At 52.4% G+C, this 20,747-nt stretch carries 17 protein-coding genes; 5 read left to right on the top strand and 12 right to left on the bottom strand.

Annotated features, from left to right (window positions below; all coding sequences use genetic code 11):
• Positions 1–322: 322 nt before the first annotated feature.
• From PsW64_RS10560 to PsW64_RS10550, 3 genes are all read left to right on the top strand, one after another.
• Positions 323–1,042 carry a LuxR family transcriptional regulator gene (locus tag PsW64_RS10560; RefSeq protein ID WP_057461895.1) on the top strand — a complete coding sequence of 240 codons (720 nt, stop codon included), beginning with the start codon at positions 323–325 and terminating at the stop codon, positions 1,040–1,042.
• Between the two features lie 341 nt (positions 1,043–1,383).
• Entirely contained in the window at positions 1,384–4,830 is a 3,447-nt protein-coding gene (gene pyc, locus PsW64_RS10555; protein WP_063303552.1) for a pyruvate carboxylase, read from the top strand.
• Between the two features lie 300 nt (positions 4,831–5,130).
• Positions 5,131–5,736, top strand: a complete 606-nt coding sequence (locus tag PsW64_RS10550; RefSeq protein ID WP_063290331.1) for an acetate uptake transporter — start codon at positions 5,131–5,133, stop codon at positions 5,734–5,736.
• Between the two features lie 50 nt (positions 5,737–5,786).
• Here the strand turns inward: PsW64_RS10550 and PsW64_RS10545 are convergent, their stop codons facing one another.
• Together PsW64_RS10545 and PsW64_RS10540 are read right to left on the bottom strand one after the other, a co-directional pair.
• A complete protein-coding gene (locus PsW64_RS10545) occupies positions 5,787–6,536 on the bottom strand; it encodes a glutamine amidotransferase (RefSeq protein WP_063303551.1) in 750 nt (249 codons plus the stop codon).
• 15 nt (positions 6,537–6,551) lie between these two features.
• On the bottom strand, positions 6,552–7,031 hold the full coding sequence (locus tag PsW64_RS10540) for a tellurite resistance TerB family protein (protein ID WP_057461891.1): 480 nt from the start codon (positions 7,029–7,031) through the stop codon (positions 6,552–6,554).
• 366 nt (positions 7,032–7,397) lie between these two features.
• Here PsW64_RS10540 and PsW64_RS10535 point away from each other — a divergent pair, with 366 nt between their 5' ends.
• Entirely contained in the window at positions 7,398–10,382 is a 2,985-nt protein-coding gene (locus tag PsW64_RS10535; protein ID WP_063303550.1) for an AsmA family protein, read from the top strand.
• 58 nt (positions 10,383–10,440) lie between these two features.
• Here PsW64_RS10535 and PsW64_RS10530 read toward each other — a convergent pair whose 3' ends face one another.
• Together PsW64_RS10530 and PsW64_RS10525 are read right to left on the bottom strand one after the other, a co-directional pair.
• On the bottom strand, positions 10,441–12,723 hold the full coding sequence (locus PsW64_RS10530; RefSeq protein ID WP_063303549.1) for a xanthine dehydrogenase family protein molybdopterin-binding subunit: 2,283 nt from the start codon (positions 12,721–12,723) through the stop codon (positions 10,441–10,443).
• A gap of 2 nt (positions 12,724–12,725) precedes the next feature.
• On the bottom strand, positions 12,726–13,190 hold the full coding sequence (locus PsW64_RS10525; protein ID WP_082827038.1) for a (2Fe-2S)-binding protein: 465 nt from the start codon (positions 13,188–13,190) through the stop codon (positions 12,726–12,728).
• A 100-nt stretch (positions 13,191–13,290) separates the two neighbouring features.
• Between PsW64_RS10525 and PsW64_RS10520 the strand changes: the two genes are divergently transcribed.
• Positions 13,291–13,983, top strand: a complete 693-nt coding sequence (locus PsW64_RS10520; protein WP_208980711.1) for a TetR/AcrR family transcriptional regulator — start codon at positions 13,291–13,293, stop codon at positions 13,981–13,983.
• Here the strand turns inward: PsW64_RS10520 and phnN are convergent.
• From phnN to PsW64_RS10480, 8 genes are read right to left on the bottom strand one after another with little or no spacing between them, the layout of a single operon-like run.
• A complete protein-coding gene (phnN, locus tag PsW64_RS10515) occupies positions 13,973–14,566 on the bottom strand; it encodes a phosphonate metabolism protein/1,5-bisphosphokinase (PRPP-forming) PhnN (RefSeq protein WP_063303547.1) in 594 nt (197 codons plus the stop codon). The two genes, PsW64_RS10520 and phnN, sit on opposite strands and share 11 nt — an antisense overlap.
• Positions 14,567–14,592: 26 nt before the next feature.
• The gene (locus PsW64_RS10510; RefSeq protein ID WP_063303589.1) at positions 14,593–15,741 is read right to left on the bottom strand and encodes an alpha-D-ribose 1-methylphosphonate 5-triphosphate diphosphatase; all 1,149 of its coding nucleotides are present in this window, start codon (positions 15,739–15,741) and stop codon (positions 14,593–14,595) included.
• A gap of 41 nt (positions 15,742–15,782) precedes the next feature.
• Positions 15,783–16,481 carry a DUF1045 domain-containing protein gene (locus tag PsW64_RS10505; RefSeq protein WP_063303546.1) on the bottom strand — a complete coding sequence of 233 codons (699 nt, stop codon included), beginning with the start codon at positions 16,479–16,481 and terminating at the stop codon, positions 15,783–15,785.
• A 58-nt stretch (positions 16,482–16,539) separates the two neighbouring features.
• Positions 16,540–17,163: a DapH/DapD/GlmU-related protein gene (locus PsW64_RS10500; protein WP_063303545.1), complete on the bottom strand. Its 624-nt coding sequence runs from the start codon at positions 17,161–17,163 to the stop codon at positions 16,540–16,542.
• Positions 17,164–17,205: 42 nt separating this feature from the next.
• On the bottom strand, positions 17,206–17,916 hold the full coding sequence (gene phnL / locus PsW64_RS10495; protein WP_063303544.1) for a phosphonate C-P lyase system protein PhnL: 711 nt from the start codon (positions 17,914–17,916) through the stop codon (positions 17,206–17,208).
• A 10-nt stretch (positions 17,917–17,926) separates the two neighbouring features.
• Positions 17,927–18,724 (bottom strand): phosphonate C-P lyase system protein PhnK, encoded by a 798-nt coding sequence (phnK, locus tag PsW64_RS10490; RefSeq protein ID WP_063303543.1) that lies wholly within the window; start codon positions 18,722–18,724, stop codon positions 17,927–17,929.
• Positions 18,724–19,635: an alpha-D-ribose 1-methylphosphonate 5-phosphate C-P-lyase PhnJ gene (locus PsW64_RS10485; RefSeq protein ID WP_063303542.1), complete on the bottom strand. Its 912-nt coding sequence runs from the start codon at positions 19,633–19,635 to the stop codon at positions 18,724–18,726. The genes phnK and PsW64_RS10485 overlap by 1 nt, the downstream gene beginning before the upstream one ends.
• Positions 19,632–20,747 (bottom strand): carbon-phosphorus lyase complex subunit PhnI, encoded by a 1,116-nt coding sequence (locus tag PsW64_RS10480; protein WP_063303541.1) that lies wholly within the window; start codon positions 20,745–20,747, stop codon positions 19,632–19,634. Before PsW64_RS10480 ends, PsW64_RS10485 begins: the two co-directional genes overlap by 4 nt.

The following is a 20,747-nucleotide window of genomic DNA, read 5'->3' as shown; positions in this document are numbered from 1 at the left end:
CCGTATTGGTGGGTGTGCAATCTAAGGTTAACGTTTTATTAACCTGCTCCTAACAATAGCTTTTTCCAAAGAAATACTAATTCGATCTTTAAGTTTAAAGTTTTTCCTTCTGAGCTTTTCGAAAAAGACATAGTGCAATTTAACAATGTCAATATATATGGACGTAATTCTATTGGTATAGAAGTTAAATTGAATAGATTTCTTTCCCAATATGAAAACAATGAGCCTCGAATAGAAGATGGGTGATAGATACACCTTCTATATTGAGTGGATATTGCGTAGAGTAAGGTTGTTGGAGGCATAATATGTAGGGGTGTATAAAATGAATCCGTTGACTGCTGCACTAGAATTTGTTGAATCTATTAATAATGAAGAAACATCCGAAGGTGTTTCTAAGCGTATTGCTGAACTTGGCCAGTCTTTTGGCTTTACAAGCTTCTGTCTCGCTGCGATCCCCGAAGCTGGCGCATCTTTTGATGGGTCAATTATGTTGAGTGGTTGGCGCCCTGAATGGCAACAACGTTATCTCGACCGTGATTACGTACAAAACGATCCGATTGTTGCGAAGGCGCGCACCGCAAGCCGTCCATTCTTATGGTCAAGCGTTGCTCGTGATCGCAATATTACTGCCGCTGCACAGCAAGTTCTGTCAGAAGCGCGCGATTACGGAATGTACGACGGCGTCTGCGTGCCAGTGCATGGCCTTCAAGGCTATCAAGGCATGTTGATCTTTGGTGGGCCGGAAGTACGTCTGAATGAGCGCGAAATCAGTGTTCTTCATCTCGTTGGCATTTACTCGAGCAATAAGGTGCGCGAATTGATTGGTGCTAATACCAGTCGGCCCCGCCATCGCCTTACCCCTCGTGAACTTGAATGCCTGAAATGGTCTGCTGCAGGGAAGACAAGTTGGGAGATTAGTCAGATCCTGAGTATCTCTCAGCATACAGCAGATTGGTACCTGGCTTCCGCTGCCAGAAAACTGCATGCTGCAAACAGAACGCATGCTGTGGCCGAGGGTTTCCGGCTGGGCTTAATTCGTTAAGCCAAAATGACACCTACCTATGCTCTCGGCAGGGTTCGCATCGCGAATCCTGCTGTTTGCACATGAGCGATCGGATAAAAGTTGCACCTTTAGTCGTAAAAGTAGAAAATTTTTCGTGAGATATATTAGAGAAGTCAAAATTTACGGTGTTTGTGTATATATTTTTACGTGTTTAGTTTTTCTCAATTGTACGATAAATTCCTTAGAATTTCCCCGTTTTCTTAATGTTTTGTGACCCGGTAAATATAGTAATGGCTCATGTGACTATAAATTAATCTTTCCATAGAGGGATTTGCTCGACTATAAAGCCCCAAAATACATAGAGACTGGGGGACCTAACTTTGGCTATTCAACGAATATTGGTTGCTAACCGCTCAGAGATTGCAATTCGAGTTTTTCGAGCTGCAAACGAACTTGGTCTCCAGACAGTTGCTGTCTTTGCTGAAGAAGACAAGCTGGCTTTACACCGTTTTAAGGCTGATGAAGCTTATCAGGTGGGTAAAGGCCTGGGTCCAATTGAGGCCTACTTGTCTATCGACGAGATTATCCGCGTCGCGAAAGAGCAACGCGTTGATGCAATCCATCCGGGTTATGGCTTCCTTTCCGAGAGTCCAGAGTTTGCTGAGGCATGCGCTGAGAACGGCATTATCTTTATCGGCCCATCGCCAGATACAATGCGCCGCCTGGGTAACAAAGTAGCAGCGCGTGAACTGGCGATTAAAGCTGGTGTTCCTGTCATGCCTGCGACGGATCCGCTTCCTGAAGACATGGAAGAAGTGAAGCGTCTTGCTTTGCAGATCGGCTATCCGGTGATGCTGAAAGCATCATGGGGCGGTGGTGGCCGCGGTATGCGTGTGATCCGTGATGAAGAGACGCTTCTTCGCGAAGTTGTTGAAGCGAAACGTGAAGCGAGAGCAGCGTTCGGCAAGGATGAGGTTTACCTCGAGAAGCTTGTTGAGCACGCCCGTCACGTTGAAGTTCAGATCCTTGGTGATCAGCATGGCAATCTTGTACATCTGTTTGAGCGCGATTGTTCTATTCAGCGCCGTCACCAGAAAGTGGTTGAGCGTGCGCCTGCACCATATCTTGATGAAGAAAAACGCCGTGAGCTTTGCGAGTATGGCCTGAAGATTGGCCGCGAAGTGGATTACTGCGGTGCGGGTACTGTTGAGTTCCTGATGGATGCGGATACCGGCAAGGTTTACTTCATTGAAGTGAACCCGCGTATTCAGGTGGAGCATACCGTTACTGAAGAAGTCACCGGCATTGATGTGGTTCGCGCGCAGATCCGCATTGCGGAAGGTGGTCGTATTGGCGATAAAACGGTCACCGGTGTTCCTGAGCAGAACGCGATTGAGTTGAATGGTCATGCGCTTCAGTGCCGTATTACGACTGAAGATCCTGAGCACAACTTCATTCCGGATTATGGCCGCCTGAGCGCTTATCGCGGTGCGACCGGGTTTGGTATCCGTCTTGATGGTGGCACGGCTTATGCCGGCGCGGTGATCACCCGTTTCTACGATCCTCTGCTTGAGAAAGTGACCGCTTGGGCACCAACGCCTGAGGAAGTATGCGCGCGTATGGATCGTGCGCTGCGCGAATTCCGTATTCGCGGCGTTGCGACCAACCTGATTTTCCTTGAGCGGATCATTGGGCATGCGTCCTTCCAGGACAACTCTTATACAACGCGCTTTATTGACGACACGCCTGAGCTGTTTGAGAACATTAAAACAGCTGACCGTGCGACGAAGCTGCTGAACTACATTGCTGATGTGACTGTAAACGGCCACCCTGAAACAAAGGGACGCCCGAAACCACCAGCTGATGCACCGGCACCTGTGGCGCCGAAGTTCAAGCTGCCAGTAATGGACGGGACCCGCCAAAAGCTGGAACAACTTGGTCCAAAAGAATTTGCCAAGTGGGTAAAAGCTCAGCCGCAAGTGCTTGTTACCGACACGACGATGCGTGATGCGCACCAATCTTTGCTTGCGACACGCATGCGCACCTACGATTTGGCGCAGGTTGCCGATAGCTATGCGCAAGGTTTGCCTGAGCTATTCTCCTTGGAATGCTGGGGCGGCGCGACCTTTGATGTGTCCATGCGCTTCCTGACTGAAGATCCTTGGGAGCGTCTGCGTCTCGTACGCGAAAAAGCGCCTAACCTGCTGATGCAGATGTTGCTTCGTGGTTCCAACGGTGTGGGTTACGCGAACTATCCAGATAACGTTGTTCAGCACTTCGTGCGTCAGGCTGCTGAATCTGGTGTTGATGTGTTCCGTGTGTTTGACTGCCTCAACTGGGTTGAGAACATGCGTGTGTCCCTGGATGCTGTTCAGGAGCAAGGCAAGCTGTGTGAAGCAGCGCTTTGCTACACTGGCGACATTTTGAACAGCGCGCGTCCGAAGTATGATCTGAAGTACTACGTCAATCTGGCGAAAGAGCTTGAAACTGCAGGTGCGCATATTCTTGGTATTAAGGATATGGGCGGTGTGTTGAAGCCGCAGGCTGCGAAGGTTCTGATCAAGGCGCTGAAAGATGAGATCGATATTCCGATCCACTTCCACACTCATGACACTTCCGGTATTGCGGCCTCTACTGTTCTGGCAGCCGTTGAGAGCGGTGCTGACATTGTTGATTTGGCGATGGATTCCCTATCAGGTCTGACCTCTCAGCCATGTATGGGTTCCGTTGTTGAAGCTCTGAAAGGAACTTCTCGCGATAGCGGTCTGGACACAGATCGTATCCAGCAGATTTCCTTCTACTGGGAAGCTGTTCGTACACAGTACCGTGCGTTTGAGAGCGATCTGCGCTTTGGGGCTTCTGAGGTTTATCTGCATGAGATGCCTGGTGGCCAGTTCACCAACCTGAAAGAACAGGCGCGTTCGCTTGGTCTTGAGATGCGTTGGCACGAAGTGGCGAAGGCTTATGCGGACGTGAACATGATGTTTGGTGACATCGTGAAGGTGACGCCAAGTTCCAAAGTTGTTGGTGACATGGCGGTGATGATGGTGTCTCAGGGCATTACACCGGAAGATGTTATTGATCCGAACAAGGAAGTCTCCTTCCCGGAATCCGTCGTCAACATGATGCACGGTGACCTTGGTATTCCTCCGGGTGGCTGGCCTGTTGAACTGCAGAAGAAAGTTTTGAAGGGGCAAGAGCCGATTACGGTTCGTCCTGGGTCTTTGCTTGAAGCTGAGGACATGGATGCCAAGCGTAATGAGCTGACAGGTGTTCTGGGTCGTAAAGGTTCTGAGCAAGAACTGTCCTCTATGCTCATGTATCCGAAGGTTTACACTGAGTTTGCCAAGGCTCAGGACAAGTATGGCCCGACCAGCGTTCTTCCAACGCCAACCTACTTCTATGGTTTGAAGGTTGGTGATGAGATTATGGCTGAGCTGGAGCCGGGTAAGACAATGGTTATCTCTTGTCTTGCGATTGGTGAAACTGATGAGCATGGTGAAAAGCGTGTGTTCTTTGAACTGAACGGTCAGCCTCGGAACATCCGTATTATCGACCGCACTCACAGTGCTGCAAACACACCTGCGCGTCGTAAAGTTGATGACGACAATGAGCTTCAGGTTGGTGCGCCAGTACCGGGTGTTATCTCCACACTAGCTGTGAAAGCTGGTCAGGCTGTGAAAGCTGGCGATCTGCTTGTCTCCATTGAGGCAATGAAGATGGAAACATCTGTTCATGCAGAGCGTGATGGTGAGATCAACGAAGTCTGTGTGGCTCCGGGTGATCAGCTTGATGCGAAAGATCTGATTGTTACCTTTAAGGGATAAGTCCTGAAGGTATTTGCTAGTCTGGATTAACCAGCAATGCGTTTGGTGCATGAGCACTATGCATTGCTGGTTTTTTTGTTTTAGTGACGAAAATATATATAGTTATCAGAATGTTATGTGTTTTCGACTGCGATGCATGACGTTAGGTATTGCTACGTTCCGTAGTAGTGCGGTTGTTCCTGTCTGTGTCCTTCTGTACTCAGCGCTCCAACTAATTCAACAATGTGTTTCCCAATTTCTGATCTTTAGGAACTGCCTTCCTACCAGGCCAGAGTTGGGTTTTTTATTGAGGGTGCAACCGTGCAAACTAAAACAGGAAACCCAGCAGTTATCGGCCTTGCTGGATTTGGTATGACGACTTTTGTTCTGCAAATGGTGAACATTGGTCTTTTGGAAAACATGGGCCCAGTGCTCTGGCTTGGCGTTTTTGTTGGTGGTCTTGCGCAGTTGGTCGCTGGTTTCCAGACAGGAAAGACTGGCAATAACTTCGGTTACAGCGCTTTCACCATTTACGGTGCATTCTGGCTGGCGTTTGCAGGCATTCTTGTTGGCAACAAACTGGGCTTTTATACATCTTCCCATTCTGACATCGGCTTCTTCTTGCTGCCATTCACCATCTATACCGGCATTATGTTCTACGGCGCGCTGCACATTCACACTGCAGAAGCTTCCATCTTCGGCAGCCTGCTGCTCGGTTTCATCCTGCTGGTTCTGGGGCACTTCGGTCCAGCGGTCTTTAATGTGATTGCCGGTTACGTGTTGATCCTGTGTTCTTTCTGCGCATGGTATGTGATGGCGCACATCATCTACAAAGATGTTTGTGGTCGTGATGTGCTGCCAGTTGGTTCGCCAATCCTGCAGCCGGGAGAAAAGATGTCTGGCGCAGAGGCTGTTGCAGCTGAATAACTAAAGTGCAAACCTATATGAAAAGGCCCGGCAATGACCGGGCCTTTTTGCTATTTAGCTGAATAAGATGACCAGTGACTGGCGGGTTCGGATGCGTAACCGATCCAGTTGTCCATGAAGTTTTCCAACCAATGTAGAACTGCCGGGTCGTACACAAAGCGCTCGCGGAAGTGCTCACCGCGCTTTTTGGCTCCGGGCAACACCAGTCGGCTTGCAGCGCGAGTGGTCCAGCGGCTCATCATGGCGTATGTGAGTTCCGGGTGAAACTGGATGCCGAATGCATTATCGCCCACGCGGATAGCCTGATTTTTGTAGGTCGGGCTTGAAGCCAGAAGTTCGGCACCTGTGGGAAGAGAGAAACCTTCCCGGTGCCATTGATAGACCTGCTGTGGCCATTCCATGAGGTCTGTACCGGACTGAGTTGATTCCAGCGGATAATAGCCGATCTCAACCAATCCATCATCATGGCCTGTGACTTGGCCACCAAGGTTTTTGGAGAGCATTTGCGCACCAAGACAGATGCCCAGGAAGGGTTTGTTTTCTTTGAGCGGAACACTGATCCAGTCGATCTCTTGCTTCACGAAGTCATCGGTGTCATTGGCGCTCATTGGACCGCCAAAAATGACAGAGCCCGCGTGGTCAGCAAGTGTGTCCGGCAGTTGGTCGCCAAAACGAGGGCGGCGAATATCCAACTCGAACCCACGTTTGACCAATTGCTGCCCGACGCGACCGGGGTTTGATGTTTCCTGATGCAGCACCACCAAAACTTTGGCTGGGTGCTGATTATTCCGCTCTAACATTGTAAATCAAAACCTTCAGGTCGAAGAAGGGCTACTGCCACTTTGTCGCTTGGCCACTTTTTGCTTAAGCTTCATGCGGTCTCTGGAGGACACGCCTAATAGCTCGGCAACGCGCCAAATTGTGTTGTCTTCAAATTCATGGACGGACCCATCTGCGTAGACCATTTCCCAGAGTGCCTCGATGACTGTCAGGCGTTGCTCCGGCTCCAGCTTGCGCTTGAGGACTGATGTGAAGCCATAAAGATCAACTGCATCCTCATCACGTACTTTGGCGAGGTCCATCAGCTCTTTTGTGTCTTCCTCATTCAGCTCATACTGCTGCTGTAAGACGCGTTTTAACTGGTCCAGCTCCTGCTGCTCAATCTCGCCATCTACAGCGATGATATGGAACATGAGCGCTGCGACCGCCAGCCGCTCATCGTCTTCAGAAAAGCGGCCTGCTTCTTCCTGCTCGTTTGACAGGTCTTTGAAGAACTTTTTCAGGGCGTCCAGCATTCATGTGCTCCGTGCAACTATTGGTTTTCTTGCACTTTAAAATAGTGCTTTTCTGTTGTGCTTAAAGATGATTCAGATCCGAATGGAATACTATTGATACGCAAAAACAATTACAAAAACCAAGGAAAAGGACAGAAATACGCCAATTTGAAGCCACGTGATACTGCGACAATTGGGAGCAAATATGATAGAACGCAGTGGTTCAGGATAGGTTGTGCTTTTGTTCTGGGTCTTGAAAGGCTTTAACCAATCATAATTTAGACGTTTTCTACGGGCTTTTTGCCCTGTATTTGTTGAGTACAAGCTGCTTACATGAGAGTCTTTTTTCGGGCCTCACGAAACCGTCCACTAGGATACTAAGACTAAATGAAACGCTCTCTTCTTATTTTTGGAGCTCTTGCCGCTCTTGTGGTTTGTGGTCTGGTGCTTGCGCCACTTCTCGTTCCACAGAAACAGCTGAAAGCCCAAATTGCAGAGTCCTTTGAGACAGCAACCGGATGGAAGCTGCGACTTGACGGGCGCACGAGTGTGGATCTGTTTCCGACACTGGCGATCGAAGTTGATAATGTTGGCGTTGCAGGTGTTGCACGAGCTGACGGGATTGAGTTTGCACGGGTTGAGAAAGCCCGGTTCGAGCTGAACTCTCTGCGTTTGCTGACTGGTGGCAACATCATCCGCAACATTGAGCTTGTCGAGCCAAAGTGGATGCTCGAATTTGATCAGAAAGGCGGGGCGTCCTGGCAGCCGCAGCTTTCTGAGGGTGAAGAAGGGGAAGCCTCTCTGGTTGCTGCAAATATTGCAGGCCGCGTTGCTTCCTTTATGCAGCAGTTGGACTTGGACACAGTCAGCATTCAAAAAGGTGTCGTTTCTTACAGTGAGCCAGAGCAAGAAGCACCAATAGTTCTTTCTGAGATCGATCTCGTGCTTAATTTTGAGCATGACGGTGATGGCCTGACAGCAGAAGGTGCGTTTAATCAGAGTGATGAGCGTTACATTGTTGGTGGACGCGTTGGATCAGTTACCGCGCTGAGCGAGGCTCGCGCGACGTCTGTTGAGGCTCATTTAACTGGACCTGCTCAAGAGAAAGTTCGTTTTAATGGCCAGCTTGCCTTTGGTGCACGGCCTGTTGGCACATTGCAAGTTTCTGTTGAGTTGCCGAGCCTTGCTGCCGTTGCTGAACAACATGATGCGGTCTTACCAGAAGGTGTTGGCAGTGGTGCACTGACAAGTGAGCTGCAGTTCCGCCAACGTGGTGTTCGCACAAAAGACCTTTCCATTACTGCTGGCTCTGTTGGCTTTGGCGGCAACATTGCGATGAACTACCTTGAAGACGGCTATGAGTTAAAGGGGCAGGTCAGCGGGCAGTCCTTGAATTTTGAGCAACTGCTTCGCCTGGTTGGGTTAGACGCCCCTGCATCCGGTTTTGCCAATGTGGATGCATCTTTCTACGGCGTTGGCCAATCCTATGATGAGTTGGTTGCTGCGCTGGAAGTTGATGGTGGTGCGATCCTGCGGAAGGGGCGTGTTGCTGACATTCGCCTGCCAAATATGCTGGCGGTTGAAGGGCGCGACGAAGCTCTTGATGACATGGATCTGACTTTTGTCTTCTCAGGCCTGTCTCAGCCACTACAGCTGCAAGGCACCGCGCGCTGGCATGGTGAGCCGATTGTTTTGCAGGGTGGTCTGCGCTCTGATGCGAATATAGATCTCGCGTTCTCCAGTGAGATGTTTTCCGGGAGTTTGACTGGTCCGTACTCATTGCGCGATGGCTTTGATGGGATCTTTACTTTCCAGACAGATGACTTCAGCAATTTTGCCCGTTGGTATGGTCGACCGCTCCCTCGCTATCTGCGCGGTCAGAAGCTGTTGCTTTCAGGTCAGTTTGAAGCTGATGATAAGGGTGTTGCCTTTGAGAATGCGCGGTTTGTTCTGGATGATACAAGCCTCAAAGGAACTGGCCGTCTGGATACAGGCGAAGTTCCAAAGCTCAGTGGTGAATTGGAAGTTGCGCATGCATCTTTCGATAAGATGTTCTCTCGCAGTGATGAGAAGAATGACAAGGGCGAGGGCGCTTATGACTTCTCCGTCTTGCGCAGTTTTGATCTGGACCTGGCGCTTTCCATTCAGGACCTGAAGCTTGGTGCGCTTCGTGGACGGAATGCAGAGTTGAAAGCAGCGCTGTCTGATGGCCGATTGGCTTTGGATGTTGCCCGTGTTGGCCTTTATCAAGGCGAGGGTGCTGGCAAACTTCTTCTGAACGGCGCAACGGTTAAACCGGGTATCTCTGCTGAGTTCTCGCTAAAAGGTATTGATGCGGCTCCATTCCTTGCATCGCTCAGTGATATGCCGCGTGTTGATGGTAATCTGTATGCTGAAATGGATGTGAACACCTCCGGTAAGACACCGAGTGACCTCTGGGTCAATATGGGTGGAGCGCTCAGCTTCCAGCTTGGCAATGGCATGTTGCATGAGTTGGATGTGGACCGGCTGGTTGCCTCTGTCGGGGGCAAAGGCATTACGGGTTGGCCGTTTACGGACAATGATCAGACTGAATTTTCCAGCTGGGGTGCTGATGTCATTTTTGATCAGGGTACTGCAGAATTTCAGGCACTGACGTTGCAAAGCAAGACTGCGCTGGTTGAAGGACGCGGTGCAATTAGCATCAAAGATGGTGAGGTCCTGTGGTATTTGCAGCCAAGCCTGCTCGATCAGTCTAAGCTGGATGATGAGGGAGCTGCAACGACGCAGACCGCGGATTTGGCGCCGCTGAAGATCCGTGGATCGATCAACCTTCCGAGCTTTGAGCCTGTCGGCATTCAGGAATATGCGAGTGCTTCCTTTGGTGATGTGAAGCAGACACAAAAGCTTTCTGAGAAATTGGCGAAGGACCTTGAAACTGCAAAGACAGTTGAAGAGGCACAGCGTTTGAGAGCTGCTGCTGCAAAAGATGCGTCTGTTGCTTCACCTTCAACTACCGCGAATGCAGCAGCGGAGCCAGCCGTTCTTGCTCAGCCGACTGCGGAAGATAGTGATGTGACTACAGCTTCGGTTGGAGACGGCGATCTGCCTCCTCTTGCTGAAGGTGCTGTAGCGAACACTGATACCTCCAAGATTGTCATGCCTGTGGCTAAGCCGGGTGAAGCGTCGGCGCCTGCGGTTGCGGCTACAACACCGAAGAAGTCACGGGTGATCGCGGCACCCAAGCGTGATCTGAAGCGACGTGATGTGGTGCCGCGTGGGCCGGGGAATGTGAATGTGGAAGCCGTTGCAGATGGAACAGCGGATACGGATGCAACGTTGACCTCTCTGGAGGAGGCATTTGGGATGCCAGCTGGTTTCCTGACTGACTAACCGGCGTACAAGCAAGTTAAAAAGCCCGGAGCGGGGAATGCTCCGGGCTTTTTTGTTTTTAGATGAAGTCTATCTCGTTGCTGAGAGGCATCTGTCTGATGCGCTTGCCCGTTGCTGCGAAGATCGCATTTGCCAATGCTGGCGTTGATGGCGGTGTGCCGGGTTCGCCTGCGCCGCCCATACGTGGAGAATTCTCCAGCAGCTCAATTGTGATCTTGGGGGCTTGATACATGCGCATGGCATCGAAGGTGTCGAAGTTAGCTTGTTCAACCTCACCATCAACCCATGTGATTTCCTGTCCCAATGCCTGACTGAGACCGAAGTTGATGCCGGACATGATCTGATCCTTGAACATACCCGGATCAAGAACGATACCCGGATCGGCTACAGCCCAGACTTCTTCAATGGTGACAGTATTGTCTGTGACGTCTACCTGAACCACTTGTGCGGTCCACGTTCCGAAAGACAGAACGTGGGCGATGCCACGGCCTTTGCCTACGGGTAGCGGTGTACCCCAGCCGGACATTTCTGCGACGCGCTTCAAGGCTTCCCGTGCTGGTCGGAATTCATCGCTGGTTAGATGAGCCAAGCGGAACTCAAGTGGATCTTTGCCAGCTTTGTGTGCGGCCTCATCCATAAAGCTCTCATGGAAGAAACCGTTGACTGAATTGCCGACTGAGCGCCAGAAACCAATAGGCACCTGAAGATCTGCCACGTGAGCCTGACAGCGGATGTTTTCAACATCCAGCGGCTGATTGAAGGCGCCATCGAGTACTGTGTTGTCTGGACCTGCAGGGCTGATACCCGGGAAGATCCGCGGCATTACGCTCTGGATGATGGATGGGGAAGCCACCTGCATATCCATGGTCTTTAACGTGCCATCCGGTGTCACCTGACCTTTGAACTGGCCAATCGCCATTGGACGGTAGGTGTCGTGCTGTGTGTCTTCTTCGCGCGTCCAAGTCACTTTTACTGGATTTGGTGCGGTTGCTTTGGCAACGACTGCAGCATAGAGCGCAAAGTCGACTTCCAGACGACGTCCAAAGCCTCCACCGAGACGGGTAGTGGTAACGTCAATGTCGGCGCTGTCCATGTCGAAATGGCTGGAGACAACAGACTGAATGAGGCCGGGAGCCTGTGTTCCAGTCCAGACACGGATCGTGTTTTCGTCGTGCTGGGCTGTCGCGTTCATTGGCTCCATCGTGGCGTGGGCCAGGAATGGGACACGGTATTGCGCTGATACGGCTTCACTTTCCAGAATTGATGTAAAGACCTCTGCATCAGATCCGGTGCCACCCAACTCGAATGTGGCTTCTTGCGTCAGTGCGTTTTCAAGGGCGGACCACATTTGATCGGAGTTTTGAAGGGAGAGTGGATCGTCCCACTCGATCTCCAAGGCTTCGGCGCCTTTGAACGCCGCCCAGGTGTTGTCAGCAACAACACCCAAACCTTCACCCGTGATTGTTTTGATTTCAACCACGTCTTTCACGCCGGGAATGGCGAGTGTTGCGGTCTTGTCGTAGCTCTTGAGGCTGACACCTTTGCGTGGGGCCATTCTTACGGTGCCGTAAAGCATGTTTGGCAGTTGTACGTCGATGCCGAAAATGCGGCCTCCGGTGACTTTGTCTTTCAGCTCAACACGTTTTTGCGATTTGCCGAGGATCTTCCAGTCACTGGCTTTCTTAAGCTTTATCTCGCTTGGAGGTGAGACCGCAACGGCTTTGCTTGCCAGCTCTCCATAAGTGACAGACTTGCCGGAGGCTGGGTCTGTGATGGTCCCATCTGCAAGTGTGAGATTATCTTCTGAGGTGCCGAAGTGTTCTGCTGCTGCTTTTAGCAGGACGAACTTTGCGGCATATCCGGCTTCGCGCATCTTCACAAAGGCGTCGGTGGTGGAAGAGGAGCCACCGGTCATGTTCAGGCCGAGGAACTTAGCGACGATTTTCATCGAACCGCGAACAAGTTCTGCCAAGACACTTTCATCATAAAACGGGAAGGGGGTAGATTCCTCCAGCATTGCAGCGTTGAAATAAGCCGGGCTGGATGGACCATGTTCCACAACCACCTGCTCAAGCGGAACTTCCAGTTCTTCGGCGACCAGAGCTGCCAGTGTTGTGTGGACGCCCTGACCCATCTCAGCACGTGGAGTGATGATGGTGATGGTGTTGTCTTGATCAATCATCACATAGGGATTGAACGGTGTTTCACCTTCAGCCTTCTTAGCATCCAATGGGTTTGCATAGGGCTTCTGGTAAAAATAGAAGCCCACGGCAAGGCCACCGGCAGCTGCAACGCCAAGGCCGAGAAAGGCCCGGCGGGTGTATTTTCCCAATCGGCTCATCTTCAAGCTCCCAGCGTTTGTGCTGCGTCTTTGATCGCGGCTTTGATTTTTGGGTAGGTGCCACAGCGACACAGGTTTGTCATGGCATCGCTGATGTCTTCATCGGTCGGGTCCGGATTTTCTTCCAGCAGAGCGACTGCAGCCATGATCTGGCCGGACTGGCAGTAACCGCATTGAGGAACGGAGTGTTTCATCCACGCTTGCTGAACGGCATGCAGTTCATCGCCTTGGGAAATACCTTCGATGGTGGTGATCTCACCTTCGACTTCTCCAACCGGCTGAGAGCAGGAACGCACGGCCTCCCCATCAATCAAAACGGTGCATGCGCCGCAGGCTGCAATACCGCATCCGAATTTGGGGCCTTTGATATCCATAATGTCCCGAAGCGCCCACAGAAGTGGCATTTCCGGGTCGGCTTCTATCTCTTGTTTTTGACCATTCACGGTCAGAGGTATTTTCGGGTACATTTGTCTGGCGATCCCGTAAATTTATAGTTAGGAGACTTTTGTTCTCTTAACTTATGGTCTGACGGATGTTTGTCAATGGACCTTGCCAAGTTTAATTGACATGGATTGGAATGAGACCTATCACCAAACTATGACCAACCAGAGTTTTCAGCGCGCCAGATCTGCCGAAGCGAAAGCACAACGCCATAATGATCTTATATGTGCCGCGACCTGCGTGCTTGAGCAGGACGGCGTAGATGGACTGACCTTGCAGGCAATTGCCAGCCGTGCAGGTATCGTGAAATCCAACATTTATCGGTATTTTGAAACGCGGGAAGCCATTCTGGTTGAGTTGCTGCTACGTGATTTTGTGAAGCTGATTGAGGACCTGGAGCAGGAAGTTCCCGGTGAGATGGCTCCTGCTGATATGGCGAAGCTTCTTGCTGAAATGTTCGCGTCGCGTCAGGTGCTATGTGAGCTGATGAGTGAAATTGCTCCAACAATGGAGAAGAATATCTCCATTGATTGTGTGCGTGATTTTAAACGGGCATTGCTGGTGGAGGCTGCCCGAGCAACAAGCGCTTTGCAAAAAGGGTTGCCGTGGCTTGATGCGGAAGAGGCGATGAGTGTCTTCTTCAGCATTCATGTGTTTGTTGCCGGACTGTGGCCTGTGACCAATCCACCACCAGTTCTGGTGACACTCTACGAGGAGCCAGAATTTGCTCCACTCAAGTACGAATTTGCTCCGGCATTGTTTGGCATGATCACTGCGCATCTGCTTGGCCTGGAGGCGATGAAAAAGCTCAGTGCATAAACGTTGCGATTGCTTGTTGCAGCTGCTTGATGCCGACCTGAGGGTCGTTTGTGTTTTGTATCTCCACCAGATGCGGTAGTTGCGGCAGGGACAGGTCTGCGCGCCTTAACCGTTGCTCGATATCCTCAGCAGTTTCGCGACCTCTCATGGAAAGGCGTTGTGCGAGCACGTGGATTGGTGCCGTAATATGTACGACCAGCAGTTTCTCATACTTGCCGACAGCGTCTGCCAAAGCTTTTCGGGAGCCATTTGCGATGGCAATCCCACCCTTAGTGATGTGATGATCCACGCATTCTGGTAGGGCATAGGTCAGCCCATGAGCTGGCCACGACAATGCCACGCGGCCCTGATCGATAAGCTCTGACATTTGCTTGTGGCAGACTGCTTCGTGCGGTTCTGAACCGGCATCTGCCGGACGGGTGATCAGGCGACGGGCAAACATGATGTTCTCGTCGCCTTCGCACAGTTCTTTATAGCCGTAAATCAGCGTGTCTTTGCCTGCGCCGCTTGGCCCTACGACCATGATCAGTGCGCCGGGACCAAGCTTTTTTGCTTGCTCCTGAGCTGTATCCAAAACTGTCACGATAGTTCCCCCTCTCATCCGCCGTGCTAAGCGACGCGATATCCTTCGCGCCAGACACCACGGACGATTGGGACGTCGCCAACCATACGCACCTGTACAAGGTCTGCGCGGCGGCCAACTTCCAGTGCACCACGGTCAGCAAGGCCGACAGCCTCTGCCGGGATCTTTGTTACCTTCTGTACGGCTTCAGGAACGGAGATGCGCTCGATTTGCTGGGCCAGTAAGAAGGCAGCTTGCAGAAGTGAGACCGGGACGTAATCAGAAGACAGAACGTCCAGATAACCTGCTTCTGCTAACTCGCGTGCAGAAATGTTGCCGGAATGAGATTTGCCACGTACTACGTTCGGAGCACCCATCAGCACAGCCATGCCAGCTTCGTGTGAAGCCTTTGCAGCTTCCATGGTGGTTGGGAATTCAGCGACGTTGATACCAAACTTGTTTGCTTCCTCAACGTGGGCGAGGGTCGCGTCGTCATGGCTGGCCAACATCATACCAGCAGCTTTGGCGCGGTCTGCAATGGCAAGACGGTTCTTATCGGAGTTGCGATCTGCACGGGCCTGCATTTGCAACATGAACTCCTGCATCTGTTCGTCAGAAAAACCCTTCTTGGTTTTGTAGTAAAGCTCGAACTGATCCAGAGAGGTGAACTGGCGTTGCCCCGGTGTGTGGTCCATCAAGGATGCAAGACGAACGCGCGGATCGTCATTGAATAGCTCAAAACCTTCAACACAGTTGTCGGCGGAAACCTCACAGCGCAGGTGGATGTAGTGGTCAGCGCGCAGGCGGCCTTCTTGTTGACCGATCTCGATGGCATCGGCCATGGCACGCATGTCTTGGGCCGTCAGGTCAGCATCGTCTTCCATGCCAACGCGCAGGGCATCGAACACGGTAGTGATGCCGGAGCAGGCGATCTGTGCATCGTGGGCCTGAACGGCAGAGACTGCGTTCCATGTGACGCCGGGGCGTGGCTTGTAGTGGTTTTCGAGATGATCGGTATGCAGCTCGACAAGACCGGGGATGAGGTAGTCGCCTTCACAGTCCAGCGCGTTGGATGTGTTGCCGTCGCTTAAGTCGCTGATCATGCCATTTTCGACCGCCAGTGTGCCTTCCAGCGTCTGATCGGGGAGGATCAGTTTTGCGTTGGTGAAGGTCATTGGTGTGTGTGGCTCGACCATTGTTGATGTCTGATGTGGCGCTTCGCCGACTAATACATCGCTCATGCTACTTGTCCTTCCAATGGTCTTATTTCAATGACTTGAAATGGCGCCCCAGCCTCTGGTTCAACGCAGAGGGTGAGGTGCGAAATGGAGATTGGTTGATGAATGACAGGCTTGAAGTGGTTTTCTGCGGCAGCTTTGAGAGCTTTGCGCTCGCTCTCGTCTTCAAGTCGTTTTGACAGGGTCATATGAAAATGGAAATGCTTGAAAATGTAGGGGTAGCCCCATTCCAGCATGTAGGCATCCTGCTGTGGTGTCAGGTTCGCTTTGCGGCGTCGTTCGATGTCTTGTTCGCTCAAAGGTGCGCGAAGATGATCGAACTGTTTGATGCATTGCGCTGCTAGTCCGTTGAGCTGTTCTGACGGCTGCGTCGGTGTCAGGGCGAGAAACTTGCCGAGGAAGTTTGGCGCAAGTCCTTCGATGGTGAAGGCAGATGTTTGCTTGGCGAACGTGCTGAAAGCTGCTTTTGCATCTTCCTGCGATTTACCTTCCGCCAGATGGAATGGTGGTTTCATGGTGGCGTGGAAGCCATAGCGACGTGCGTCTTCGGTGATTGAGTGCAGGTGCCCGGGCTCAAACTCGTTCAGGTGCGGGTGTGCGAGACTGTCATTGGAAAAGGCTGAGCGCCCGAGCCATTGGCTCCCCAACTCAGTGAGTTTGCCTGACTGTGGGTGTGTGAAATAGATTGAGTAACGCATATCCAGAATATCCTTGGGCTTCGAAGTACCGGGCAAACGGTGTCAGTCCTATGACACCTCAGGCTGGTTCGAAGTGTTCCAGAAACCTTTCCACAGTCATCGATTGAAACAGAGGGAGCCGCTCGAATATTTTGTCCTCTGGCCAGTCCCACCATTTGAGTTGGATCAGCCGGTCAGCAGCTTCCTTGGAGAAGCGTCTCTTGATCAGCTTTGCCGGGACGCCGCCTACAATGGTGTAGGGCTCCACGTTTTTTGCCACCACAGCGCCTGCTGCAAGGATTGCACCATCGCCAATCGTTACGCCGGGTAGCACGGTTACGCCGTGTCCGATCCAAACGTCATTGCCGATAATGACACGCGCGGCCCTGCGATCAGCAAAGAACTGGTGATCCCGTTCCTTATCTTCGCGGTAGTATTCGGGGGTGTAGGTAAAGCGATGTTGGGAAACCCGCTCCAGGGGATGATTGGGAGGGCCAAGGCGAACATTGGATGCAATGGCCGTGAACTTGCCGATTGTGGTGTCCGCAACCGTCGAGTTCGGGCCAATGTAGGAGTAGTCGCCGATCTCACAATATTCCAGATAGGTTGGGCCAAGCACTTCGCATTGCTTGCCAACCGCAGCCTCTCGATGGGAGACGGTTGACTCTATGACCGTCTCCGCGATTTTGGGGGGCTTTGTCATGGAGCGTGTTTCCCTTTTCTGCATATCGGTTACGGATATGCTTTAGGCAGTCGATGCGAATGAAGTTACATCGATGATCCGGTCTGCAATGGCATCGCGAACGTCATGATCGTGAAGAATACCGACCATTGCCACACCTTGCGTTTTCTTCTCTTCCACCAGCTCCACAACAACGGCTCGGTTTGTTGCATCGAGTGAGGCTGTTGGTTCGTCGAGAAGAAGGATCGGGTAATGTGCAATGAAGCCTCTTGCGATGTTAACGCGTTGCTGTTCTCCGCCCGAGAAGGTTGCTGGTGGTAGCTGCCAGAGACGCTCTGGCACATTGAGGCGTGAGAGCAGGTTGCCAGCATGCTCAAACGCTTCGTCTTCTGCAATGCCTTGTGCCATGAGAGGTTCGGCGACCAGCGGGAGGGCAGGGACGCGTGGGATGGCGCGCAGGAACTGTGAGACGTAACCGATTGTGGTTTCGCGTAGGCGGATAATGCGGCGGGGTGTTGCATCGGCCACATTGACGATCTCGTCGCCATCCGTGATCAGGATCTGGCCCTTCTGGCAGCGGTAGTTGGCGTAGATCATTTTCAGGATCGAGCTTTTGCCTGATCCCGACGGACCGCCAAGAACTACACATTCTCCTGCTGAAACTGAGAAGTTCACACCGGAGACAACCGGGATTTCCAGTGCATCTCGCAGATGCATCTTGAAGGACTTGGCAAGGTCGGAAACAAGCACCTTGGTTTTCGGAGTGTTTGTCATTGTCTTGTCCTTATGGCTGCAAGATGGAGGAAACAAGGAGCTGGGTGTAACTCTCTTGCGGGTCGTCCAGTACCTGATCTGTCAGTCCGCTTTCGATGACATGACCGTGGCGCATCACCAGAATACGGTGTGAGAGCAGGCGAGCTACTGCCAGATCGTGGGTCACGATGATCACGGAGAGACCGAGATCGGCAACGAGACCGCGCAGGAGGTCCAGCAAGCGTGCTTGAACAGACACATCCAAGCCGCCAGTTGGTTCGTCCATGAAGACCAGTCGTGGGGCTGTGACGAGGTTTCTGGCAATCTGGAGACGCTGGCGCATGCCGCCGGAGAATGCGCGTGGGTCATCGTCAATGCGGTCTTCTGCTATCTCGACGCGGCCTAGCCAATCGGTTGCTGTGTCACGGATGTTGCCGTAATGGCGTGCGCCGACTGCCATAAGGCGTTCACCAACGTTTGCACCTGCAGAAACTGTCATGCGCAGGCCATCTGCCGGGTGCTGGTGGACGAAACCCCAGTCGGTACGCATGAGCATGCGGCGCTCGGCTTCACTCATTTCGTAGAGGTTGCGCATCTGGCCCATGCGGTTGCGGTAGTTGACCGAACCTGAGGTTGGGGTGAGGCGCGTTGCAAGGCTGTTGAGCAGCGTTGTTTTGCCCGAGCCACTCTCGCCCACAATTGCAAGCACCTCACCCGGATAGAGATCGAAGCTGACGTCTTTACAGCCGATGCGGCCGCCATAAAGTTTCGTGGTGTTACTGACCTGAAGCAGCGGAAGGTCTTCAGAGCTTTGAATATCCAGAGACATTAGTCGTTTCCTTCTGCTTCCAGAGGATTGGTTCCAAGGTGCCCGACATGACCTGCATCGCGGCGTTCCTCGCAGAAATCACTGTCCGAGCACACGAACATGCGGTTGCCGTCGTCATCCAGAATGACCTCGTCCAGATAGACCTCTTCTGCACCGCAGATTGCGCAAGGCTGGTCGAACCGGGTCACTTCAAATGGATGGTCTTCAAAATCCAAACTCTCCACTTTGGTATGTGGTGGGATAGCATAGATGCGTTTTTCGCGGCCTGCCCCAAACAGCTGGAGTGCTTCCATCTGGTCCATCTTTGGGTTGTCAAACTTAGGCGTCGGGGATGGGTCCATCACGTAACGATCCTGCACCATGACCGGGTAGGCGTAGGCTGTTGCTATGTGGCCGAACTTGGCGATGTCCTCGTAGAGCTTCACATGCATAAGGCCGTATTCTTCCAGCGCATGCATCTTGCGGGTCTCGGTTTCGCGCGGCTCCAGAAAGCGGAGTGGTTCTGGGATCGGAACCTGATAGACGAGCACCTGATCCTTTGTCAGCGTTTCTTCCGGGATGCGGTGTCGGGTCTGGATGATGCTGGCGTCTTTTGTCTTTGTGGTGGTGTCTACACCTGTGGTTTCGACAAAGAAGTTGCGCAGGGCGACAGCGTTTGTGGTGTCGTCTGACCCCTGATCGATCATCTTCAGGCAATCGTGCTTGCCGATGACTGCAGCTGTTACCTGAACACCACCGGTGCCCCAGCCATATGGCATTGGCATTTCGCGGGCGGCGAAAGGCACCTGATAGCCGGGGACCGCGATGCCTTTGAGGATCGCGCGGCGGATCATGCGTTTGGTTTGCTCATCCAGATAAGCGAAATTGTAGTGTTCGCCGGAGATGCCTTGTGTTTCAACGCGCTCGGTCATTGTGCCGCCTCCGCAACGAGTTCCTGTTCAGCCGCTTCACGTTTCTCTTGCCACTCTTTGCGAACCTTGCGGATCAGCTCCAGTTCTGACTGGAAGTCGACGTAATGTGGCAGTTTGAGGTGTTCTACGAAGCCGGTGGCCTGCACGTTGTCTGAGTGAGACAGGACGAACTCCTGATCTTGCGTCGGGGAGTCGATTTCCTCACCCAGCTCTTCAGCCCGCAAAGAGCGATCCACCAGAGCCATTGCCATGACCTTGCGCTCGCCCTGTCCGGGAACCAAACCGTAGCCGCGAGTGAATTGTGGTGGTGCGGATGCGGAGCCCTGGAACTGGTTGATCATCTGACATTCGGTGACTGTCATGGTGCCAAGGGGAACTTCGAATTCGAGCTCCTCCATGAAGAAGTCAACCTCGACTTCGCCGAGTCTGATTTCGCCTGCAAACGGATGAGTTCTGCCAAAACCGCGCTGGGTGGAGTAACCAAGTGCCAGCAGAAAGCCTTCGTCGCCACGTGCCAGATTCTGCAAGCGCAGATCACGGTCTGCTGGGAAGGTGAGAGGTTCGCGGGTGATGTCACCTACTGGAGCATCCGGTGCGATTGGCTCATCTGGTTCAATCAGGCCTTCATCATTGAGGAGATCTGTCACGCGTGGGACGACCTCTTCCTTCTCGAACTCCTGCACTTCTGGTGCTGGAGCTTCGCCATCTGCCGCCAGTTTGAAATCGAGCAGGCGCTGGGTGTAATCGAAGGTTGGACCGAGTAGCTGTCCGCCTGGAAGATCCTTGTAAGTTGCGGAAATACGTCGACGGATCAGCATCTTAGCGGTGTCGATTGGCTTGGAGTACCCAAAGCGTGGCAGGGTTGTTCTGTAAGCGCGCATCAGGAAGGCAGCTTCTATGAGATCGCCGCGAGATTGCTTGATGCCGAGTGCTGCCAGTTCTGCATCATACAGAGAACCTTCTGCCATCACGCGGGAGACAGAGAGGTAAAGCTGCTCAGAGATTTGCTTGAGGCTCAGGGATGGCACGTTGGTATCGCCGCGGCGATCCCGTGCCATGAGCTTGTGAGCGTTTCGGATGGCTTTCTCGCCACCTTTCACAGCAACATACAT

Source organism: Pseudovibrio sp. W64, from assembly GCF_001623145.1.
GTDB lineage: Bacteria > Pseudomonadota > Alphaproteobacteria > Rhizobiales > Stappiaceae > Pseudovibrio.
Note: the sequence above shows the minus strand (reverse complement) of the source record. Positions and strands in the feature narration are given on the sequence as shown.